20 protein-coding genes are annotated in these 18,531 nt (G+C 62.7%); 11 read left to right on the forward strand and 9 right to left on the reverse strand.

All coding sequences use genetic code 11. The annotated features are described in order from the left end of the window. Positions 1–3 precede the first annotated feature (3 nt). Positions 4–483 (reverse strand): SsrA-binding protein SmpB, encoded by a 480-nt coding sequence (smpB, locus tag HAD_RS15955; protein ID WP_035573431.1) that lies wholly within the window; start codon positions 481–483, stop codon positions 4–6. A 9-nt stretch (positions 484–492) separates the two neighbouring features. Next, entirely contained in the window at positions 493–1,374 is an 882-nt protein-coding gene (gene dapA / locus HAD_RS15960) for a 4-hydroxy-tetrahydrodipicolinate synthase (RefSeq protein WP_035573765.1), read from the reverse strand. A gap of 104 nt (positions 1,375–1,478) precedes the next feature. Between dapA and HAD_RS15965 the strand changes: the two genes are divergently transcribed. Continuing rightward, positions 1,479–3,500: a lytic transglycosylase domain-containing protein gene (locus HAD_RS15965; RefSeq protein ID WP_035573432.1), complete on the forward strand. Its 2,022-nt coding sequence runs from the start codon at positions 1,479–1,481 to the stop codon at positions 3,498–3,500. A 6-nt stretch (positions 3,501–3,506) separates the two neighbouring features. Here the strand turns inward: HAD_RS15965 and HAD_RS15970 are convergent, their stop codons facing one another. From HAD_RS15970 to HAD_RS15990, 5 genes are all read right to left on the reverse strand, one after another. Then, on the reverse strand, positions 3,507–5,054 hold the full coding sequence (locus HAD_RS15970) for an acetolactate synthase large subunit (RefSeq protein ID WP_035573766.1): 1,548 nt from the start codon (positions 5,052–5,054) through the stop codon (positions 3,507–3,509). Between the two features lie 79 nt (positions 5,055–5,133). Next, positions 5,134–7,002 (reverse strand): feruloyl-CoA synthase, encoded by a 1,869-nt coding sequence (locus HAD_RS15975; protein WP_035573434.1) that lies wholly within the window; start codon positions 7,000–7,002, stop codon positions 5,134–5,136. Positions 7,003–7,036: 34 nt separating this feature from the next. Further along, positions 7,037–7,822, reverse strand: a complete 786-nt coding sequence (locus tag HAD_RS15980; RefSeq protein ID WP_035573435.1) for an ion channel — start codon at positions 7,820–7,822, stop codon at positions 7,037–7,039. Further along, positions 7,819–8,409 (reverse strand): HD domain-containing protein, encoded by a 591-nt coding sequence (locus HAD_RS15985; protein ID WP_051596387.1) that lies wholly within the window; start codon positions 8,407–8,409, stop codon positions 7,819–7,821. The genes HAD_RS15980 and HAD_RS15985 overlap by 4 nt, the downstream gene beginning before the upstream one ends. After that, the gene (locus HAD_RS15990; RefSeq protein WP_035573437.1) at positions 8,406–9,746 is read right to left on the reverse strand and encodes a dihydroorotase; all 1,341 of its coding nucleotides are present in this window, start codon (positions 9,744–9,746) and stop codon (positions 8,406–8,408) included. Before HAD_RS15990 ends, HAD_RS15985 begins: the two co-directional genes overlap by 4 nt. A gap of 133 nt (positions 9,747–9,879) precedes the next feature. Between HAD_RS15990 and HAD_RS15995 the strand changes: the two genes are divergently transcribed. The 8 genes from HAD_RS15995 (at position 9,880) to HAD_RS16030 (ending at position 15,155) form a co-directional block, all read left to right on the forward strand. Further along, complete coding sequence (locus tag HAD_RS15995) at positions 9,880–10,521, forward strand: carboxymuconolactone decarboxylase family protein (RefSeq protein ID WP_035573439.1); 642 nt, start codon at positions 9,880–9,882, stop codon at positions 10,519–10,521. Positions 10,522–10,523: 2 nt separating this feature from the next. After that, positions 10,524–11,063, forward strand: coding sequence for a VOC family protein (locus tag HAD_RS16000; RefSeq protein WP_035573441.1), 540 nt, complete (start codon positions 10,524–10,526; stop codon positions 11,061–11,063). A gap of 75 nt (positions 11,064–11,138) precedes the next feature. Next, complete coding sequence (locus HAD_RS16005) at positions 11,139–11,564, forward strand: GtrA family protein (protein WP_162177529.1); 426 nt, start codon at positions 11,139–11,141, stop codon at positions 11,562–11,564. Positions 11,565–11,652: 88 nt separating this feature from the next. Continuing rightward, complete coding sequence (locus HAD_RS16010) at positions 11,653–12,198, forward strand: biotin transporter BioY (protein WP_051596388.1); 546 nt, start codon at positions 11,653–11,655, stop codon at positions 12,196–12,198. Positions 12,199–12,214: 16 nt separating this feature from the next. Further along, positions 12,215–13,024: a CAF17-like 4Fe-4S cluster assembly/insertion protein YgfZ gene (ygfZ, locus tag HAD_RS16015; RefSeq protein WP_035573449.1), complete on the forward strand. Its 810-nt coding sequence runs from the start codon at positions 12,215–12,217 to the stop codon at positions 13,022–13,024. After that, positions 13,017–13,601, forward strand: a complete 585-nt coding sequence (locus HAD_RS16020; RefSeq protein WP_035573450.1) for a DNA-3-methyladenine glycosylase I — start codon at positions 13,017–13,019, stop codon at positions 13,599–13,601. Before ygfZ ends, HAD_RS16020 begins: the two co-directional genes overlap by 8 nt. Further along, positions 13,598–13,918, forward strand: coding sequence for a hypothetical protein (locus HAD_RS16025; RefSeq protein ID WP_035573451.1), 321 nt, complete (start codon positions 13,598–13,600; stop codon positions 13,916–13,918). Before HAD_RS16020 ends, HAD_RS16025 begins: the two co-directional genes overlap by 4 nt. Before the next feature lie 115 nt (positions 13,919–14,033). Beyond that, positions 14,034–15,155, forward strand: coding sequence for a beta-ketoacyl-ACP synthase III (locus HAD_RS16030; protein ID WP_035573453.1), 1,122 nt, complete (start codon positions 14,034–14,036; stop codon positions 15,153–15,155). 20 nt (positions 15,156–15,175) lie between these two features. Here the strand turns inward: HAD_RS16030 and HAD_RS18640 are convergent, their stop codons facing one another. After that, a complete protein-coding gene (locus tag HAD_RS18640) occupies positions 15,176–15,328 on the reverse strand; it encodes a hypothetical protein (RefSeq protein ID WP_156942311.1) in 153 nt (50 codons plus the stop codon). A 179-nt stretch (positions 15,329–15,507) separates the two neighbouring features. On the opposite strand from HAD_RS18640, the gene HAD_RS16035 reads away from it, so the two are divergent. Further along, on the forward strand, positions 15,508–16,125 hold the full coding sequence (locus tag HAD_RS16035) for an HD domain-containing protein (protein WP_035573455.1): 618 nt from the start codon (positions 15,508–15,510) through the stop codon (positions 16,123–16,125). After that, positions 16,125–17,072 carry an NrtR DNA-binding winged helix domain-containing protein gene (locus tag HAD_RS16040; RefSeq protein ID WP_035573768.1) on the forward strand — a complete coding sequence of 316 codons (948 nt, stop codon included), beginning with the start codon at positions 16,125–16,127 and terminating at the stop codon, positions 17,070–17,072. Before HAD_RS16035 ends, HAD_RS16040 begins: the two co-directional genes overlap by 1 nt. A 1-nt stretch (position 17,073) precedes the next feature. On the opposite strand, the gene HAD_RS16045 is transcribed toward HAD_RS16040, so the two are convergent. Continuing rightward, positions 17,074–18,531: a M16 family metallopeptidase gene (locus tag HAD_RS16045; protein WP_051596389.1), complete on the reverse strand. Its 1,458-nt coding sequence runs from the start codon at positions 18,529–18,531 to the stop codon at positions 17,074–17,076.

The following is an 18,531-nucleotide window of genomic DNA, read 5'->3' on the forward strand; positions in this document are numbered from 1 at the left end:
CCGTCACCCCTCTTTCAGGATCCGCGCCTTCTGCCGGGCCCAGTCGCGTTTGGCTTCGACGTTGCGTTTGTCGTAATTCTTGCGGCCGGTGGCCGTGCCGATCAGGAGCTTCGCGATGCCGCGGTCGTTGAAATAGAATTTCAGCGGGACGATTGTGCGCCCGGCCCTTTCGACTTCCTGCGAGAGTTTCGCCAGTTCCCGGCGCGAGACGAGCAGCTTCCGCTTGCGGCGGGGTTCATGGTTGAACCGGTTGGCGCCGGCATAGGTCTGGATCTCGCAATTGACCAGCCACAGCTCGCCCTCCTCGGGGCTAACATAGGCCTCTGCGATATTGGCCTTGCCTTCGCGCAGGGCCTTCACCTCGGAACCGACGAGCACAATGCCGGCTTCGAGCGTGTCTTCCACTTCATAGTCGCGGCGTGACCGGCGGTTCTCCGCGATCAGCCCGTCCGAGCGGCCCTTGGTTTGATTACTCTTTGCCATGGGCCCTATTTAGGCATGAAGCCCGGCAAGTGCCATGGCAGCGTCGATCTGCTCATGGGCCGCCGGATCTGGTGGGGTCAACGGCAGGCGGACGTCCGGTTCACACAGGCCGAGGCGGTGCAGCACGTATTTGGCGGGTCCCGGCGAGGGCGAGCAGAACATGGATTTGTGCAGGGCGATCAGGCGGCGCTCAATGGTCTGGGCGGTTTCGAAGTCCCCGGCCTGGAAAGCCTTGTGCATGGCTGCGCACGCCTCCGGCATGACATTCGCGGTGACCGAGATGCACCCCGCCCCGCCCATGGCCAGATGGCCGAGCGCCGACGGGTCATCGCCGGACAACTGTACGAACTGTTCCCCTTCGCCGATCAGCGCCGCGTGCTGGGAAACGCGCGCCATATCGCCGGTTGCGTCCTTGATGCCGACAATGTTCGGAAGACGCGCCAGTTTGGCAACCGTGGCCGGCTGCAAGTCCACTATAGTCCGGCCTGGCACGTTATAGAGCACCACAGGCATGGCAACGGCGTCGTTGATCGCCTTGAAGTGGGCGTACAGTCCGTCCTGATTGGGGTTGTTATAGTACGGGCAGACGACCAACGCGGCATCGGCCCCTGCGGCCTTGGCATGGCCGACAAAGTCGATGGCTTCATCGGTGGAGTTCGAGCCGGCCCCGGCGATGACGGGCACCCGTCCTGCAGCAACCTCTACACAAAGCGAGACAACAGCCTTGTGCTCGTCCGTGCTGAGGGTCGAGGTTTCCCCGGTCGTGCCGACAGGCACCAGCCCCGCCGATCCGCTGGCAATCTGGCGCTCCACCAGTTCGGCGAACGCCTTTTTGTCCACGGCCCCGTTCTTGAATGGAGTGACCAGCGCTGGGATTGAGCCATGAAACATCGTATTCTTGCCGCGATTCAGGTGTTGTTTGGAATGATCCATATATGAATCGCCTCTGCCTTCCCACGCTTTGGCTCAGAAATAAACACCCGGTGACAACTCACATGATCCGACCGTTCGCGCTTTCCCTGTTTGCCGCCGTTGCCGTTTCCGGTGCAGCCGCTGCCGGTTTGCCGGAGTCGCCCAGCCTGAAACCCGACCGGCCTTACGTCTCCACGGCGACGGATTCCAGGAACTCGGAGATCCTCCACAAGGCACTGGAAGCTGCCGGGCAGTACAAATGGAGCGAAGTTGCACGCCTTCAGGGGCAAGCCACCGATCCCGCCGTGCGCGACCTGATCATGTGGAAACGCGCCAGCGAAGGCGTCCCCGGCATGGGCTTCGATGAGGTCAATGACGCACTGACGCGCCTGCACGACTGGCCGAAAGCCGGAAACATGCGGGCCCGGGCTGAGGAAATCATCGAACTGTCCACCCTGTCTGCGAACGAGCGGATCGCGTGGCTCAGGAAATCCGGCCCGCGCACGGGCGAGGGCAAGGTGGCGCTGGCCAATGCGCTGCGCGAAGTGGGCATGATGGATGACGCTGTCGAGGCCGTCCGCGATGCCTGGCACAACAATTCCATGGACCGGGCGCTGGAGCGTCAGGTGCTGGCCCGGTTCGGCGGACAGCTGACCCAGGCCGACCACCAGGCGCGCGTCGAATTCCTGCTCTGGACCAACCAGCGCACGGCGGCCTCGCGCCTGAAATCCCTCTTGTCCTCTGACTATCGCAAACTGGTCGATGCCCGCATTGCCCTGGCCAGCCGCGGACGCAATGTCGATGCCCTGGTGCGTGCCGTACCTGACAGCCTGAAGGACAATCCCGGCTTGCTGTATGACCGGGCCCGCTGGCGCCGTACGCATGGCAACCAGGAGGGCGCTATCCCGCTGCTCACGCAGATCGACGGCAAGGACGTGCCCGCCGCCGGCCGTTCAAAACTCTGGAAAGAGCGCTCGATTGCGATGCGCACCGACCTGAAAGACGGAAACTGGAGCCGCGCCTACCAGCTGGCATCGCCACACGGCATGACATCCGGCGGGGACTTTGCGGAGGCGGAATGGGTGTCGGGCTGGATTGCGCTGCGGCTGAAAGGCGAACCGGAACGGGCGTTGCAGCATTTCGAAACCATGGCCGATGGCGTCTCGACACCGATCAGCCTGTCACGTGGCCAGTACTGGACCGGCCGCGCCGAAGATGCGCTGGGCGAAACAGCCCGCGCCCAACTGGCCTATCTCGACGCCGCAAGCCACAAATTCACCTATTATGGCCAGCTCGCCGCCGAACGCGTGGGCGACCGGCAGATCTTCTTCGAACCTGCCGCCAAGCCGACCGAGGCTGAAGTCGCGGCGTTCGAGGCCCGCCCGATGGTCAAGGCGCTACGACTGCTGGGTGAAACGGGCGAAACACAATTGTTCCGCACCTTCGCCTATCATCTGGATGACCTGCTGGAGACCGAGGCGGACTATATCCAGCTCTCGAACCTCGCCAGTGAATACCATGTGCCGGACATCGGCGTACGCGGCGCCAAAGCCGGTCTCGCCAAGGGGATCGTCGCGACGGATGCGGCCTATCCGGTCGTCTCCTATCCGCTTCTGAAAGAGCCGCAGGTGGAGCGCTCGCTGATGCTGGCGCTGTCGCGGCAAGAGAGCGAGATGAACCCGAACGCGATTTCTTATGTCGGGGCGCGGGGCCTGATGCAGTTCATGCCCTCCACCGCGTCGCGCGAGGCACGGATGAGCGGCTTGCCCTACCGCAAATCATGGCTGACAGATGATCCGGGTTACAACATGACCCTGGGCGGCCAGCATCTCGACTACCTGCTGAACCGCTTCAACGGCAGCTACATCATGACAGCAGCGGCCTACAATGCCGGCCCGACCCGCCCATCGAGATGGATCTCGGACTATGGCGACCCACGCACCGGTCAGGTCGACCCGATCGACTGGGTGGAGTTCATTCCGTTCAGCGAGACGCGCAATTACGTCCAGCGCATTCTGGAGAACACGCAGGTCTACCGTTCGCGCCTCTCGGGCAAGCCGGAAGAGATCAAGATCCAGGAAGACCTGGAACGCGGGAAGGAATAAACCGCTTTACCGCGCCGGGACGTGTGCGGCGATCAATTGCGGGCCGTCGGCAGCGAAGGCACGCTCCAGCGCCGCGTCGAACTCTTCCGCCGTGAAGGCATCCTGTGCTTCGACGCCCTGTGCCTCAGCCAGTTTCACCCAATCGATTTCCGGCTCGCCAAGTTCCAGCATCGACTTCGCGGTCGGGCCGGGGTTGCCAGCGCCGGTGCGGGCCAGTTCGATGTTCAGGATACGGTAGGAATGGTTCACGAAAACGACGTTGACGACATTCGCCTCCTCCCGCGCCATGCTCCACAACGCCTGGTTTGTGTACATGCCGGCGCCGTCCCCTGAAATGCACAGCACTTTCCGGTCCGGCGCAGCAACTGCGGCGCCGAGGGCGAGCGGCATGCCCTGCCCGATGGCGCCGCCGGTCAGCATCATCCAGTCATGTGGCCGGGTCTTCTGAGTCATCAGGAAGCATGGCAGGCCATTGGACACCCCATCGTCAGACACGAACGCGCCCTCCGGCATATGCCGGGCAAGCGCCATGCCGACTGTCATGGCGTTCAGGTCGCCCGTGGGTTGGCCCGGAATGTCCAGTTCGGCAAATTCGCTGGACTCTTTCGCGCCGATCGCATCGGCCAATGCGCCAAGAATGGCCGCGCTGTCGGTTTCAGGTCCGCCGATAATGTAGGGCTCGCAACCTTCAGGCACGAGGAGGGACGGCTTGCCCGGATAGGAGAAGAACGCGACCGGCGCCTGCGTGCCAGCGATCAGCATCAGGTCTGCGCCTTCCAGATCCGAAATGGCGGCTTCCGCGAAATACTGCATCCGGTCAGGGATGAATGTGCCGGCGCCGCGCGCCTGCCGCTGGAAGAAGGTATCGGTCATAACCCGCAGACCCGCTGCCTTCAGGCGAGCACCCTGGGCGAGCCCTTCGCTGGTGAGCGCCGTGCCATTGATCAGGATCACCGGCTTCTTTGCATCTTTCAGCTTGCGGGCAGCATCTTCGATGCGGGCGGCGTCCGGTTTGTGAAGCATTGGGCGTGCGCGCCGCTTGCCTGGCTTGCCACCTTCGGTCCAGGCCGTATCGGCCGGCAGCAGCAGACTGACCGGGCCGGGGACTGGCCCGAAGCTGGCTTCCCAGGCTTCCGCCGCCAGATTGCCTGCATCCGCCACTTTGTCGGCAGACTTGATCCAGTTCGAGTTCGGCCCGGCAAGGCCCATGATGTTGGATGTCAGCGGCGCATCATAGCGCAGGTGCGGCACGGCATGATCGCCGATCACATTGATCATCGGCGTCCAGGCGCGCTTGGCATTGTGAATGTTCGCCCCGCCATTCATGTAGCCAGCACCGAGATGCAGCAGCGTCATGGCCGGACCGCCGGTGACGCGGGCATGGCCGTCGGCCGCGCCAGTCGCGACGCCTTCAAACAGGCACAGGACAGATTTGATGCGCGGCTCGTGGTCGAGCGCGGTCACCAGGTGCATCTCGGAGGTGCCGGGATTGGCGAAACAGGCCGTCACGCCATGATCGGCGAGTGTGGAAACAAGCGCTTCGGCCCCGGTCATTGTTTGAACCTGTGTATCGGCCATGGTGTTTCCTTCCTGTTGTTCCTGCTGCCCGTGTTTAGCCTGTCGCTGCGACGGATCAACGCCTGAGGTCAATGATATCCGGTGTTTGCGTTGTGCCGTAGAGCTTGTCGATCTCGGCGCGGCGCAGGTCCTGTGTGCGGGACTGGTTGATGTAGCCCTTTTCGGTGATCTCGCCAGCATCGGGGCGCGGCGGGATGGGCTGAAGCAGGACGCGGGCGACGCGCGCCGCCGGGTTCGGATGGTGCCGGTTGTGATCCTGCAGGCCAATCCGGACCTGTTCGACGACTTTCGGATGCCGGACGAGGTCTTCCAGCGGCAGGGGCTCTCCGACAAGCCGCTGGCACCATGCCTCGTTCACGAAGCCGAGCAGTGTGATATCGGCCTGGTTCAAGCCGCAGACCACCGCATCTGACAACGCCCCGCCCGTGGCGGCAACAGCCTGCACGCGCACCGTGCCTGCCGACACCCAGGTACCGTTGGAGAGCTTGAACTCTTCGGCGGTGCGCCCGTCGAAAGCAAGGCCGCGCTCCGGATTGTCCGGATCCACGAACTTCACCGCGTCGCCGAGTTTGTAATAGCCTTCCTCGTCAAAGGCTTCGGCCGTTTTTGCGGGATTGCGGTAATAGCCGGGCGTGATGTTCACGCCTTTGACGCGCAGTTCCATCTTCTCGCCATTGGGCACCATCTTGAACGTGTTGCCCGGCAGCGGCAGGCCGATCAGGCCCATCCGGTCGTTCGGCCAGTGCACATTGGACGCCGTCGGCGCCGTTTCGGTGGCGCCATAGCCAGCCGACAGCGAGATCCGTTCCCCGGTGGTGCGGACCGCAACGGCCTGGATGCGTTCATAGATGTCCTGACCCATCGACGCCCCGCCATAGGCCATGCAGACGATGCGGGAAAAGAAGACGTCCGCGAGTTCCTGGTCCCGTTCCAGTTCCGTCGCCAGCGCCGCCCAGGCTGCAGGAACAGTCGTATGCTGCGTGGTCGGCACATCCTTCAGGTTACGGATCATGGCCGGCAGGCGCGCAGGCGTGGGCGCCCCCTCGTCGATGTAGAACGTTCCACCCCAGTCGAGCATGTTGTGCAGGATGGAATGGGCGCCGTAGGTATGGCTCCATGGCAGGAAATTGCACATCACCTGTGGGCCACCGGTGATCTCATCAAGGCGTGCTTCGTCCCAGACAGACCGGATCATACGGGCATTACAGGCGACCATGGAATGCAGATTGATGACCGCTTTCGGCTCTCCTGTTGACCCCGATGTCATCATGTAGCTAGCGACCGTATCCGGAGTCAGCCTGTCATAGGCCGCGTCCACCTCCGGCCCCGGCGCGCGGCCGAACTGTTCGAACCGGACCGCTTCGCACCGGTCCGGCGCATCGCCGCCAAAGATCACGACCCGTCCGTCCATGCCCATGCCGTCCAGTCCGCGCTGATAGGCGGCGCCGTCTTCAACATAGATGAATTTCGGTCCGATCAGATCGTCGATATATTTGAGGCGCCCAAGGTCTTCCGACAAAAGGGCATAGGCCGGCGTCACCGGCACGACCGGACAACCGGCCCACATCGCAGCGTATTTGATCAGCGCATTGTCCACCGCATTGGCGGACAGGATCATCAGCGGCGCATCCGGGCCGCCGCCTGCATCGAGGAAGCCTTGGGCCAGGCGTTTCACCGTGGCGAGGCCCTGCGCATAGGTCACTTCCCGCCAGCCGTCGCTGCCATCTTTCGGCCGTTCGGCCAGCCAGACAGTATCAGGTCTCTGGGTCGCCCACTTCACCAAGGGCGCCAGCATGTGCGGCGGGCAGGCCTTCAGCGGGTTGCCATTTTCGAGATAGATCGTCCCGTCATCCCGGCGGTCCACCTTCAGCCTGAGCGGAAGGTAAGGCACTTCGCGGAATGGAATTTGAGCTGTGTCGGCCACGCTGTGCCTCTCCCTGATTTATTGTTTTTCCGGCTTAAACGAGGCCGCGTGTGGGAATGTGGACCACATGGCCGCAATGCTTGCAATGGACCGCATCCCGGTCATGCATCAGCAGGCCGCACTCCGGGCATTCGCTTTCGATCTTGTCGTTCGGTTCGATAATCGCCTTCAGCAGCTGCAAGAACAGGGTGAGGCCGAGCACCATGATCATGATGGAAAGGATCCGCCCCCAACGCCCGATCATCAGCACATCGCCATACCCGGTCGTCGTCAGGCTGGTAATGGTGAAATAGAGCGCGTCGAGATAGGTGTGGATATTCGGGTTCAGGCCTACCTGCGTGGCATAGACCAGCGCTGACATGATGAAGACGAACACGATCAGATTCGTCACCTTGTCGATGACCTGCTCATGCCGCTGGAAGAATGGCGTCAGGATCTTGATCCGGCGCACGAAGGTAAATGCCCGGATGGCCCGCATCGCTCGCAGGACCCTCAGGAATGCGAAGTTCGATACAAGCAGAGGCGCCAGCATGGTCACCACGACGACCAGGTCCGCCAGGTTCACAGGCCGGAAGAAGAAATTCAGCCGGTGCCGGGCGATGTAAAACCGGGCCAGATAGTCAAACGCGATCACAACCCCGATCACATAGTCCAGCAGCACATGATGATAGCCGCGCTGCTCGAACGGCGCCCACAGGAAGTAGGCGATCGTGACGAAATCGAATGTGAGCATCAGCCAGCGGAACCGGAACGGCCAGGGCCCATGGCCTTCGTACAGCCAGAAAAGGGCCCGGTTCAGCCCCTTACGTTCGTGTTTCATGACCCCTGCTCCAACGCCCGCACAGCGCGCGCCAGATTTGAGCGCGCCGATGCGTCCCATTCTGCATGGGCGATGTCGGTGAAGTAAAGGCGGGGACGGGAGAGGAACCCAGTCAGGATCGCGCCCCGGCCTGCCCGGTAGGCCTCTTCCGGAACGAAGGCGTACTCGGCACGGATATCCTGCTCGTATCGGTCATATATGGGCTCAGGTGCCCCGAGGATCGACAGGTCCATATCCAGGAACAGGGCGAGGTCTTCGGTATCCTGCGCAGATAAGCCCTCCGGAACGGTATGCGTGGCGGTCGCGCGGATCATCACAACGGCAAAGTCTATGTCATGCGGTGAGAGGTGGCCCGCCGCTTCACGCTCCAGCAGCTGCGCGCTCTTTTCCTCATTGTCCTTCGACTTCGGATCGTAAATCGCATCGTGCCAGTACAACGCCCACAGCACCGGCCCCGGCCGGTTCAGGTAACGCACCCATCGGCGATAATGTTCCAGCAGCGCCTCGATATGCGCCCAAGTGTGATAGTGGCGCTGTGGCTCGGCATAGCGCTGGCGCAGAGCCTCCATCAGCGCAGCTGGGATCAAGTGGCAGGCTCCAGCGTTTCGTTGAAACGGACAGGCTTGCCGCCGCCTTTCTTCACGATCTCTCCGTCACGCATGACAAAGCCGCCGCGGATGATGGTGCCGACCGGCCAGCCGGTGGCTTCGAACCCGTCGAACGGGGTCCAGCCGCATTTCGACTTCGACCAGTCGGCGGTGATGGTTTCCTTGCGCTTCAGGTCCACGACGGTGAAATCGGCATGGTAGCCCTCGGCGATCCGGCCCTTGTCTGCCAGGCCGAAAACGCGCTGCGGCCCCGCGCTGGTGAGCTCGACAAAGCGCTGCAGGCTGAGCTTCCCGTTGTTCACATGAGTCAGCATGATTGGCACAGTTGTCTGCACCCCCGGCATACCCGACGGACTGGCCGGATAGGGCCGCGCCTTTTCCTCCTTCGTATGCGGAGCATGGTCTGAGCCCATCACGTCCACGATGCCGGCATTCAGGGCCCGCCAGAGGGCGTCCTGATGGCGCTGCTCACGGATCGGCGGGTTCATCTGGGCATAGCCTTTGAGGCGCTCATAACATTCCGGCGCCGCGAGCGTCAGGTGCTGTGGCAGACACTCGACGCTGGCGATGTCCTTGGCATCCCGCAGGATTTCCATTTCTTCCGCCGTGGAGATGTGCAGCACATGGATGCGTTTCCCGACCTTGCGGGCCAGGCGCAGAAGGCGCGTCGTGGATGACACGGCGGCCTCGACGTCGCGCACCACCGGATGGCTGCGCCAGTCGCCTTCCACAGCCAGGCTGCGGCGCTCTTCAAGACGGAATTCATCCTCGGAATGGAAAGCCGCCCGGCGCTTGATGACGCGCAGCACCGCTTCGACGCCTTCATCGTCGGCGATCAGCAGATCGCCGGTGGAGGCGCCCATGAACACTTTCACACCGCAACAGCCGAGCATGCGCTCCATCTCTGGCAGCAGGTCGATATTCTGGTGCGTGGCGCCGGCATAGAAGGCGTGGTCGACATCCATGCGTCCCGCCGCACGGTTCAGCTTGTCCTGCAACATCGCCGGCGTCGTGGTCGCCGGATTGGTGTTCGGCATCTCGAACACGGCAACAACACCGCCGAGCGCGGCAGAGCGCGCTTCGGTTTCGAGGTCTGCCTTGTATTCCATGCCCGGTTCGCGGAAGTGAACCTGGCTGTCGATGACGCCCGGCAGGATATGCAGGCCGGTCGCGCCATAGATCTCGCCAGCCGATGCACCGGAGAGGTCTCCGATCCGGGCGATGCGCTCGCCGCGCACACCGATATCGGCCTCCAATTCACCACCAGGAGTGACGACAGTGCCGCCGCGAAGGATCAGATCGTAAGTCTCGCTCATGCGCCCTTATATGCGCCCGCTCGCCCGCGCTGTCACCCACCTCCATGACGCCGGGTGACGCTTGGCCGCGCAGAGGTTTACGCATACGTTACCCCCGGATCGCACGACACAATTGCGACGGGAGGAGAATTGAGTGCCCAGGCTGAAAGAAGCAGGCCGCGAGGCCAAGAACCCCTACGCCGACAAAATCTTCGACATCGTGTTCGGAGACCGCGACCCGGTCGCCGAACCCGGCACGGCCACCGGCACACCCGGCAATTGGTGGACGGTGTTCAACATCGTTCCGGAAGCATTCCAGCACACGACCGAAGGCTTCCGCTTCTACCGCTCCAAGGACCGCCAGATTGACCCGAAACTGCGCGAGCTTGGCCAGATCCGGGCCGGCTACACCGTGGGCAGCCGGTTCGTCTTCTCCCAGCACTGCAAGTCCTGCCGCCATCTCGGCATGCCGGAAGAACAGATCGAAGCCATTCCGCACTGGCAGGTCGCCACCTGCTTCAACGAGCTGGAACGGGCGCTTCTGGCCTATACGGACGGGCTGGTGCTGGAACGCGGCCGCGTGCCCGATGGCGTGTTCGAGACGCTGAAGAAACATCTCAGCGACGAAGAGATTCTCGAATTCACCTACATCACCTGCACCTACATGATGCACGCCATCATGAGCCGGGCCCTGCGCCTGGAATACGATGATGTCGATGAGCCGGTGACAGAGGTCCCCGCACCGGAAGGGTATTATGACGATGTCATGAGCATGGTGGACCGCAAGGAGGAATAGCCATGGGATATCATCACCTCGCCCTCGCGGCGAAGGACATGAAAGCCACGCACGACTTCTATGAGCGCATCATGGGCTTCGAGCTCGTGAAGGTGGAGATCGGACCAATCCCCGGCGGCGGCTGGGGCAAGCATTTCTTCTACCGCATGGACGGTGACAACAGCCGCTTCATCGCGTTCTGGGAATTGCACGACACCGCAGGGCAGGACAGCTACAAGTACGACCTGAACGAAGCGGGCGGCCTGCCTCCGGGCACCAATCACTACTCGTTCTCTGTAGACTCAACCGAGGAACTGACGGCCTGGAAAGACCGCTGGAATGCGGCCGGGCTGGACGTGCTGGAGATCGACCATAACTGGTGCCACTCGGTCTACACCAAGGATCCGAACGGCAACATCGTGGAGTTCTGCGCCACAACGGGCAGCTTCACCCCGGCCGACCGTGAACGCGCCCTCGCCGCCCTTGACGAAACCGAGTTCAAGCCGTCCCCGCCGCCCGCAAAAATGCAGCCCTGGCCCGCTGCGGAAGAGGCAGACGCCTGACCGCCTCCCGACGCAGGAGGATATTAGGGTTTCGCGCGTATGATCCGGTGATCTGAAACCAGTACGGGCATGTGCGTGACCCCGACATTTGACAGCGAGACGGTAAGGCGGCTCCGGCAAAGTCCGGGCGCGCGCTATTTTGTGGCGAGCCTGGCCGCGCTGGCCATCGACTATGTCATCACGCTGGCGCTGTACTATTTTGCCCATCTGGACCTGTCGGTGTCCGCCGCGATCGCCTTCCTTGCCTTGGGCGCGGTGTTCTATCTGGTCCATGAATTCTGGACGTTCCGGCAGGAATCCTCCCGTTTCTCCACGCGCCGGATGGCCGCGAACATGGGAGTGCTCCTCCTGTCGGGCGCGGTGCGGGTGGCGGTGATCGCCGCGCTCGAATGGGTCCGCCCGCCAGCCGGCCTGTGGGTCAGCGTCTATTTTGCAGCCGGGGTCGGCGCGTCTTTCAGCACCAATTACCTGCTTAATCGCTATTTCGTGTTCCGCCGCTGACAGAACCTGTCAGCAGCCCTGCTTGACCCCCGGACGGGCGCGTCCCACAACTCGGCCTTCTTTCCCACCTGACACGAGGCCTCCTCCCATGAAGCTCGCCCCGACACGCCCAAACACCCTGGCCCTGTTGCGTCCGTTCCTGATCGGTATTGCAGGCGTCGCGGCGCTGACGGCCTCCTCGCACATTTCGGTACCCATGTACCCGGTGCCCATGACGATGCAGACCATGGTCGTGCTGATGCTGGGCGCCCTGATGGGGCCGCGTGCAGGCGCCATGACGGTGCTGGCATGGCTCGCCCTGTCGCTGACCGGAGCGCCTGTCCTGTCCGGCGGCAAGCCGGGCCTGGTGGCGCTGGCCGGGCCGACGGCGGGATACCTGATCAGCTTTCCCCTGGTGGCTTTCACCGCCGGGCTGCTGCCGAAGGGCGACCGTATCGGCGCACATGCCTCGCGGCTGCTGGGCTTTGTCGGCCTGCACGGCGTGATCCTGTTTGCCGGCTGGAGCTGGCTGTCGGCGCTAACCGGGCCTGAAGTGGCCTTTGCGACAGGCGTTGCGCCGTTCCTGCTGGGCGCGCTGATCAAGAGCGGCCTGGCGACGGCGCTGCTGGCAGCCTTCCCGCGCCGGGCGGGCTGAGACGAGGACGCCGAGAATGCGCTTTCCGCACCGCAGCCTGATCCGCCTTTCCGGGCCTGACACGATCGCTCTTTTGGAGCGAACCGTGACAAATCCGGTGCAGGACTGGCAGGCGGGCGAGGTGCGTTATGGCGCACTTCTGACCCCTCAGGGCAAGATCATAACGGACTATACCGTGCTTCGGACGGACGATGGCGTGCTTGTGGATGTGCATGAGGATGCCGCCGAAGACCTGATGAAGCGCCTCAAAATGTTCCGCCTGCGCGCGCAGGTCGAGATCGCGCTCGACGAGACCTTCGCGGCCGTCCGCTCCGACGATCACCGCGATCCCCGTTCGCCTGCCCTCTGGGGCCGCACCTGGGTGCCGCTGGCCGACGCCGGGGACATGATTCCGGACGCGGACTGGCAAGCGAACCGCATCGCGGCGGGCGTGCCCGAATGGGGTTCCGACTATCGCGCGGCCGAAGTTTTCCCGACCGACATCAACATGGATGTGATGGGCGGCATCGACTACAAGAAGGGCTGTTTCGTCGGACAGGAAGTCGCCAGCCGGATGAAGCGGCGCGGCAAGATCCGCAAGCGCACGCTGACTGTCCGGGGCGCAGCATTGGAGGCGGGCACCGAGATCTTCTCGGCCGCACCTGTCGGCACGGTGACGAGCGTACAGGGGGATGCCGGCCTCGCGCTGGTGCGGACCGACCGGTTGCAGAAAGTTCTCGACCAGTCCCGGCCGCTGACATGCAATGACCAGCCCGTGACATTTGACGTGCCGGAGTGGGCACAGAACGAAATGAACGCCCTCGGCGTGGAGGCCTCCGGTGAGTGACGATTTCCCATGCGCCTGGGCGCCGCTGACGGACGAGCTCTACCGCACCTATCACGACACCGAATGGGGCGTGCCGGAACATGATGGCCGGGCCCTTTGGGAGAAGCTGCAGCTGGACGGCATGCAGGCCGGCCTTTCCTGGATCACCATCCTGCGCAAACGCGACTCGATCCGTGAGGAATTCGACCAGTTCGATCCGGAGAAACTGGCCCGGTGGACACCGAAGCGGGCCGAAAAGGCGCTGAAAAATCCGGGTATCATCCGCAGCCCCAAGAAGATCGAGGCCGTGATCGGCAACGCGCAGGCCTTCCTCACCATGGAAGAGGCGGGCGAGGGCTTTGCCGGCTATTGCTGGGACGTCGTCGGCGGCGCACCGATCGTGAACGAATGGACGCATTTCCGGCAGGCACCGACCTCGACCGACTGGTCGGCCGCCATGTCGAAGGATTTGAAGAAGCGCGGCTTCAAATTCGTTGGTCCCACCATCGTCTATGCCTGGGCCCAGGCGGTTGGCATGGTGAATGACCATGACGTAACTTGCCCCCGTCACCGCGAAGTGCAGGAGTTGGCAGCATGAAAAAGACGATCCACCGGATGGCCCCGCTGATGGCACTGGCCCTGCCGCTGATGGCCGGCTGTGTCTCTGCCAATAGTCAGGAAAGCAACAAGGCCGAGGCCTATGCCAAGTGCAGCTATACGCCGAACCCGGACGCCCGCGAGAAGTGTATCAAGACCGAGCTCGCCCTGATTGAGGCGCGTCAACGCTCGGACGCCCAGCGTATCCAGACCGACCGCGAGGCCGCCGAAGAACGGCAGGCCATTCTCGAAGCCTCCGGCGTTTCGCGGGAAGATGCGAAGCAAACGACAGATTCCGGCCTGCACTTGCCTGACTGATCTGGCCTGACTGATCCGGCGTCTCGACCCGGCCTCAAAGCCGCGCTACAGAAAATAGGCTAACGATTCAGTATCTTGCCACGTGACCCGCATGTGGCGCGCATAAGAGGGCACAATGAAGAACGCCGTCATCTCGTCCACAGGCCTGTGGACGCCGCCGCATTCCATTTCAAACGAAGAACTGGTCGAAGCCTACAATGCCTGGGCGGACAACTGGAATCGCGAGCGGGACGCTGACATCGCCTCCGGCCTCATCGAGCCGAAAACGCACTCCTCGGTCGAGTTCATCGAGAAGGCCTCCGGCATCAAGTCGCGCTATGTGATGAACAAGACGGGCGTACTGGATCCGGACATCATGGCCCCGCGCATTCCGGAACGCCCGAACGAACAGATTTCCGTGCTTGCCGAAATCGCCGTGAATGCCGCGCGCCAGGCCCTGGAACGCGCAGGCCGCAAACCGGAAGATGTGGATGCGGTGATCTGCGCGGCCTCCAACATGCAGCGCGCCTACCCGGCCATGGCGATCGAAGTCCAGCAAGCGCTGGGGATTGGCGGCTTTGCCTTTGACATGAACGTCGCCTGTTCCTCGGCGACCTTCGGGATCCAGACAGCCGCAGACTTTGTACGCACAGGCTCAGCGAAATCCGTCCTGATGGTGAACCCGGAAATCTGTTCCGGCCATCTGAACTTCACCGACCGCGACAGCCACTTCATCTTTGGCGATGTCGCCACCGCCGTCCTGGTGGAAGAGGAAAGCATCGCCCCGGCCGGTTACTGGAAGATCCTCGGCACGAAGCTGAAGACCGAGTTCTCCAATAACATCCGCAACAATTTCGGCTTCCTGAACCGTGCGGCGCCGGAAGGCATTGGCGCGCCGGACAAGCTGTTCAAGCAGGAAGGCCGCAAGGTCTTCAAGGAAGTTGTGCCCATGGTATCGAAGATGATCTCGGAACAGCTTGATGAGCTAAGCCTTCAGGGTACGGACCTCCGCCGCCTGTGGCTACACCAGGCCAATGCCAACATGAACCGGCTGATCTCGACCCGTGTGCTGGGCCATGAGGCGAGCGCCGATGAAAGCCCGACTGTGCTGGACACGTATGCCAACACATCCTCGGCTGGCTCCATAATCGCCTTCCACAAGCATTCGGAAGACTTCAAGCCCGGTGAAAAGGGCCTGATCTGCTCGTTTGGTGCAGGCTATTCGGCCGGCACGGTATTTGTTGAAAAAACGGCCTGAAGCAGACGCTCCGGAACAGCTCAGTCGTACTCGTCGTCGCTGAACAGGTCGCCCCAGAAGACTTCGCGGCTGGACTTGGCCGCCTCGACGACAACGATGATTCCGCCCATCAGGAGCACACAAAACGCCATTGCCTGCCACGGAGCCGTCTGTGCCACTGCCTCGAACATCATCACCGCCTTATATTGAATCGGGTCGACGGAGCTGATTCCGTTCCCTGTTGTCAGTGCAGCAGTTTTCGCGCAAAGCCCTTAACAGCGCATTTGGAAATAGGGGCAATCGCAGGGCGGGTTTGTAACCAGAATGCCCCCCTTTCTTTACCCTTATTACCGATGCTTTAAAGAAGGGCTGAATGACCGGACGCAAGAAGCAATCCGTTAAGGCTCCCCGGGTCTGGCAGCGCATGCTGTCCGGACGGCGGCTGGACCTTGCCCATCCCTCGCCCATGGATGTGGAAATCGAGGACATCGCCCATGGCCTGGCCCGTGTGGCCCGGTGGAACGGCCAGACAAAGGGCCGGAATGCCTTCTCCGTTGCCGAACATTCTGTCATCGTGGAACAGATCTGCCGGGAGCTCGACCCGGCGATGAGCGCAAAGCACCGTTTGATGGCCCTGCTGCACGATAGCCCGGAATATGTGATCGGCGACATGATCTCGCCGTTCAAGGCGCTGCTGGGCGAAGGCTACAAGGACATTGAAGGCCGGCTGCAGGAAGCGATCCATATCCGTTTCGGCCTGTCGCCGGTGACGCCGGTGCGCCTGAAGAAGAGTATCAAGAAGGCGGACCTGATCTGCGCCTGGTTCGAGGCCACGCAACTGGCGGGCTTTGAGGAGGACGAGGCCAACCGCTTTTTTGTGGTCCCGCCTGACGGGGTCCGCCTGCGGCTCACCCCAAAATCGGCAACCGATGCACAGGAAGCCTTCCTCGCCCGCTTTCACGAGATCATGACGGAGATCGGCACGCCATGATGAGATCCGCTTCCCCTCTGCTGATCGGCCTGTCGGCCGTGATGGTTGCCATTCAGGACGACACGCCGCTGGTGCTGGTCACCCGGCGCGGCAGCGAGGATGCGCTGCCCTTCGGCCCGTTCCATCCTGACAAGCACCGCACGTTCGACCTGTCACTGCGGGGCTGGGTGCGGGAACAGACGGGCTTTGAACTCGGCTATGTCGAACAGCTTTACACCTTTGGCGACCGCGACCGGGAAATGCCGGAAGCGACGCTGGCGGGCGCGCCGGCGCATGCCCGCGTCATCTCGGTGGGGTATCTCGCCCTGACGCCGGAAGCCCGCCCGGCCGAGGCGGGGTTCGAGGCGCGCTGGCAGAACTGGTATCGCTACTTCCCCTGGGAAGATCATCGCAATGGCCGCCCGGCCATCATCGACAGCCAGATCGTACCGCGCCTGTTCACCTGGGCGGCCGGCAAGGAGATGCGGCTGGAACGGGCAAAGATCGCCTTCGGCCTCGATGGCGCGCGCTGGGCGGAAGAGCGCGTGCTGGACCGGTATGAACTGCTCTATGAGGCCGGACTGGTCGCCGAATGTGCGCGCGATGCGAATCTCGCCGAACCCGATGTCACGCTGGGCGAGGCCATGGCGTCGGATCACCGGCGCATCCTGGCCACGGCAATCTCGCGGCTGCGGGGCAAGATCAAATACCGCCCGGTCGTCTTCGAACTGATGCCGGACAAATTCACCCTGTCAGCGCTGCAGCGGACGGTGGAGGCGATTCTCGGCCTTGGCCTGCACACGCAGAACTTCCGCCGGGCGCTGGACAAGACCGGGCTGGTCAAAGGCACGGGCGCGATGGAAACCGGCACGGGCGGGCGCCCGGCCGAGCTTTACCGTTTCTGCCGCGAGCAGGCCATCTCGACCGGCGCGCCAGGCCTGTCGACCCCGCGCCGGTCTGCGGACTGACCTAGTCTTCCGACTCTGATTCCATTTCCGCCGGGTCTTCGGATTCGAACTCCTCTACGGAGATGCCTTCCGGCTGGCCCACGGCGACGAAGAGATAATCTTCCGGGTTGAGATATTCCTTTGCGACCCGGTTCACATCTTCCAGCGTGACGGCGCGGACCTTGTCATTCCGCAGATCGAAATAGTCGATGCCGAGTTCGTCCTGGCGGACGCCCATCATCTGGCTGGCGATCTTTGCGTTGGAATCGAACCCCAGCGGGTAGGAGCCGGTGAGATAAGCCTTCGCGTCGGCCAGTTCTTCTTCGGTCACGCCATGCTCGACGAGATCTTCCATCTCGTTCTTGATGCCCTGGATGAACTCGCCGGCGCTTTCATTCTTGGTCTGGCCGCCGCCGCTCCAGGTCTGAATGTGCTCGCCCGGCGACAGGCTCGTATAGATGCCGTAGGTCAAGCCCTTCTCGATACGGAGGACTTTCATCAACCGGCTCTCGAAGCCGCCGCCGCCATACGAGTAGTTCAGCACGAAGGCGGGGAAGAAGTCCGGATCGTCCCGCTTCAGGCCGGGGCCGGTAAACTGGACCAGGGATTGTGGCTGAGGCAGATCAACGACGATCGGGTCCGCCGGTTCGAGTTCCGGCAGAACGATGTCCGGAGTTTCCGGCAAGGTGGATGTTTCCGGCAGGTCGGCGATGACCTCGTCGATCATCGGCGCCAGTTCCTCCGGCGTCACGGCGCCGACAGCGGTGACCAGCAGGCGGTCCTTCACCATCAGCTTGCGCATCTGCTCTTTCGCCAGCTCCGGTGTCAGCGCTGCGATGCTCTCGTCGGTCTTGGTCCGGGCATAGGGATGATCCGGGTACAGCGCCTGCGATTGGGCCTTCCAGGCGAGATAGCCCGCGCTCGTCTCACGCGTCTTGAGGCCGACCTGCTGCTCCCGGCGGAAGCGTTCGAACGGACCCTCGTCGAAACGCGGATCTTCAAACGCCGTTGCGATCAGCGCCATGGCATCGTCGGCATTGTCCGTCAGCATGGAGGCCGAGCAGGAGGTCCAGTTGTTCGAGGCCGAACAGCCAAAGCTCATGTTCAGGTCTTCCATCCGCGTCTGGAAGCCGAGGGAGTCGAGATCGCCCGCGCCTTCATTCATGTGGTAGGTGACCGCATCTGTCAGGCCTTCCAGCCCTTCAGGATCGCTCGCCTCGCCGCCTTTCCAGGCCATGTTGAGAGAGAGGATCGGAATGGACGGTTCAGACACGAGCCAGACCGACGCGCCGCCGGGCGTCGTGAACTGCTGGATCTCGGCAAAGTCACCGGAGTGAACCGCGACCTCAAGCGGCGCCGGTTCTTCAACCACCTCCACTTCGACAATCGTTTCAGGCTCGGCCGGAGGCGGATTGAGAGAGGCACAGGCGGACAGGCTGGTTGCGGCAAACAGGCCGGCAGCAAAAGTCATGAGTCTCAT

Origin of the sequence: Hyphomonas adhaerens MHS-3 (assembly GCF_000685235.1) — a bacterium.
Taxonomy (GTDB): Bacteria; Pseudomonadota; Alphaproteobacteria; order Caulobacterales; family Hyphomonadaceae; genus Hyphomonas; species Hyphomonas adhaerens.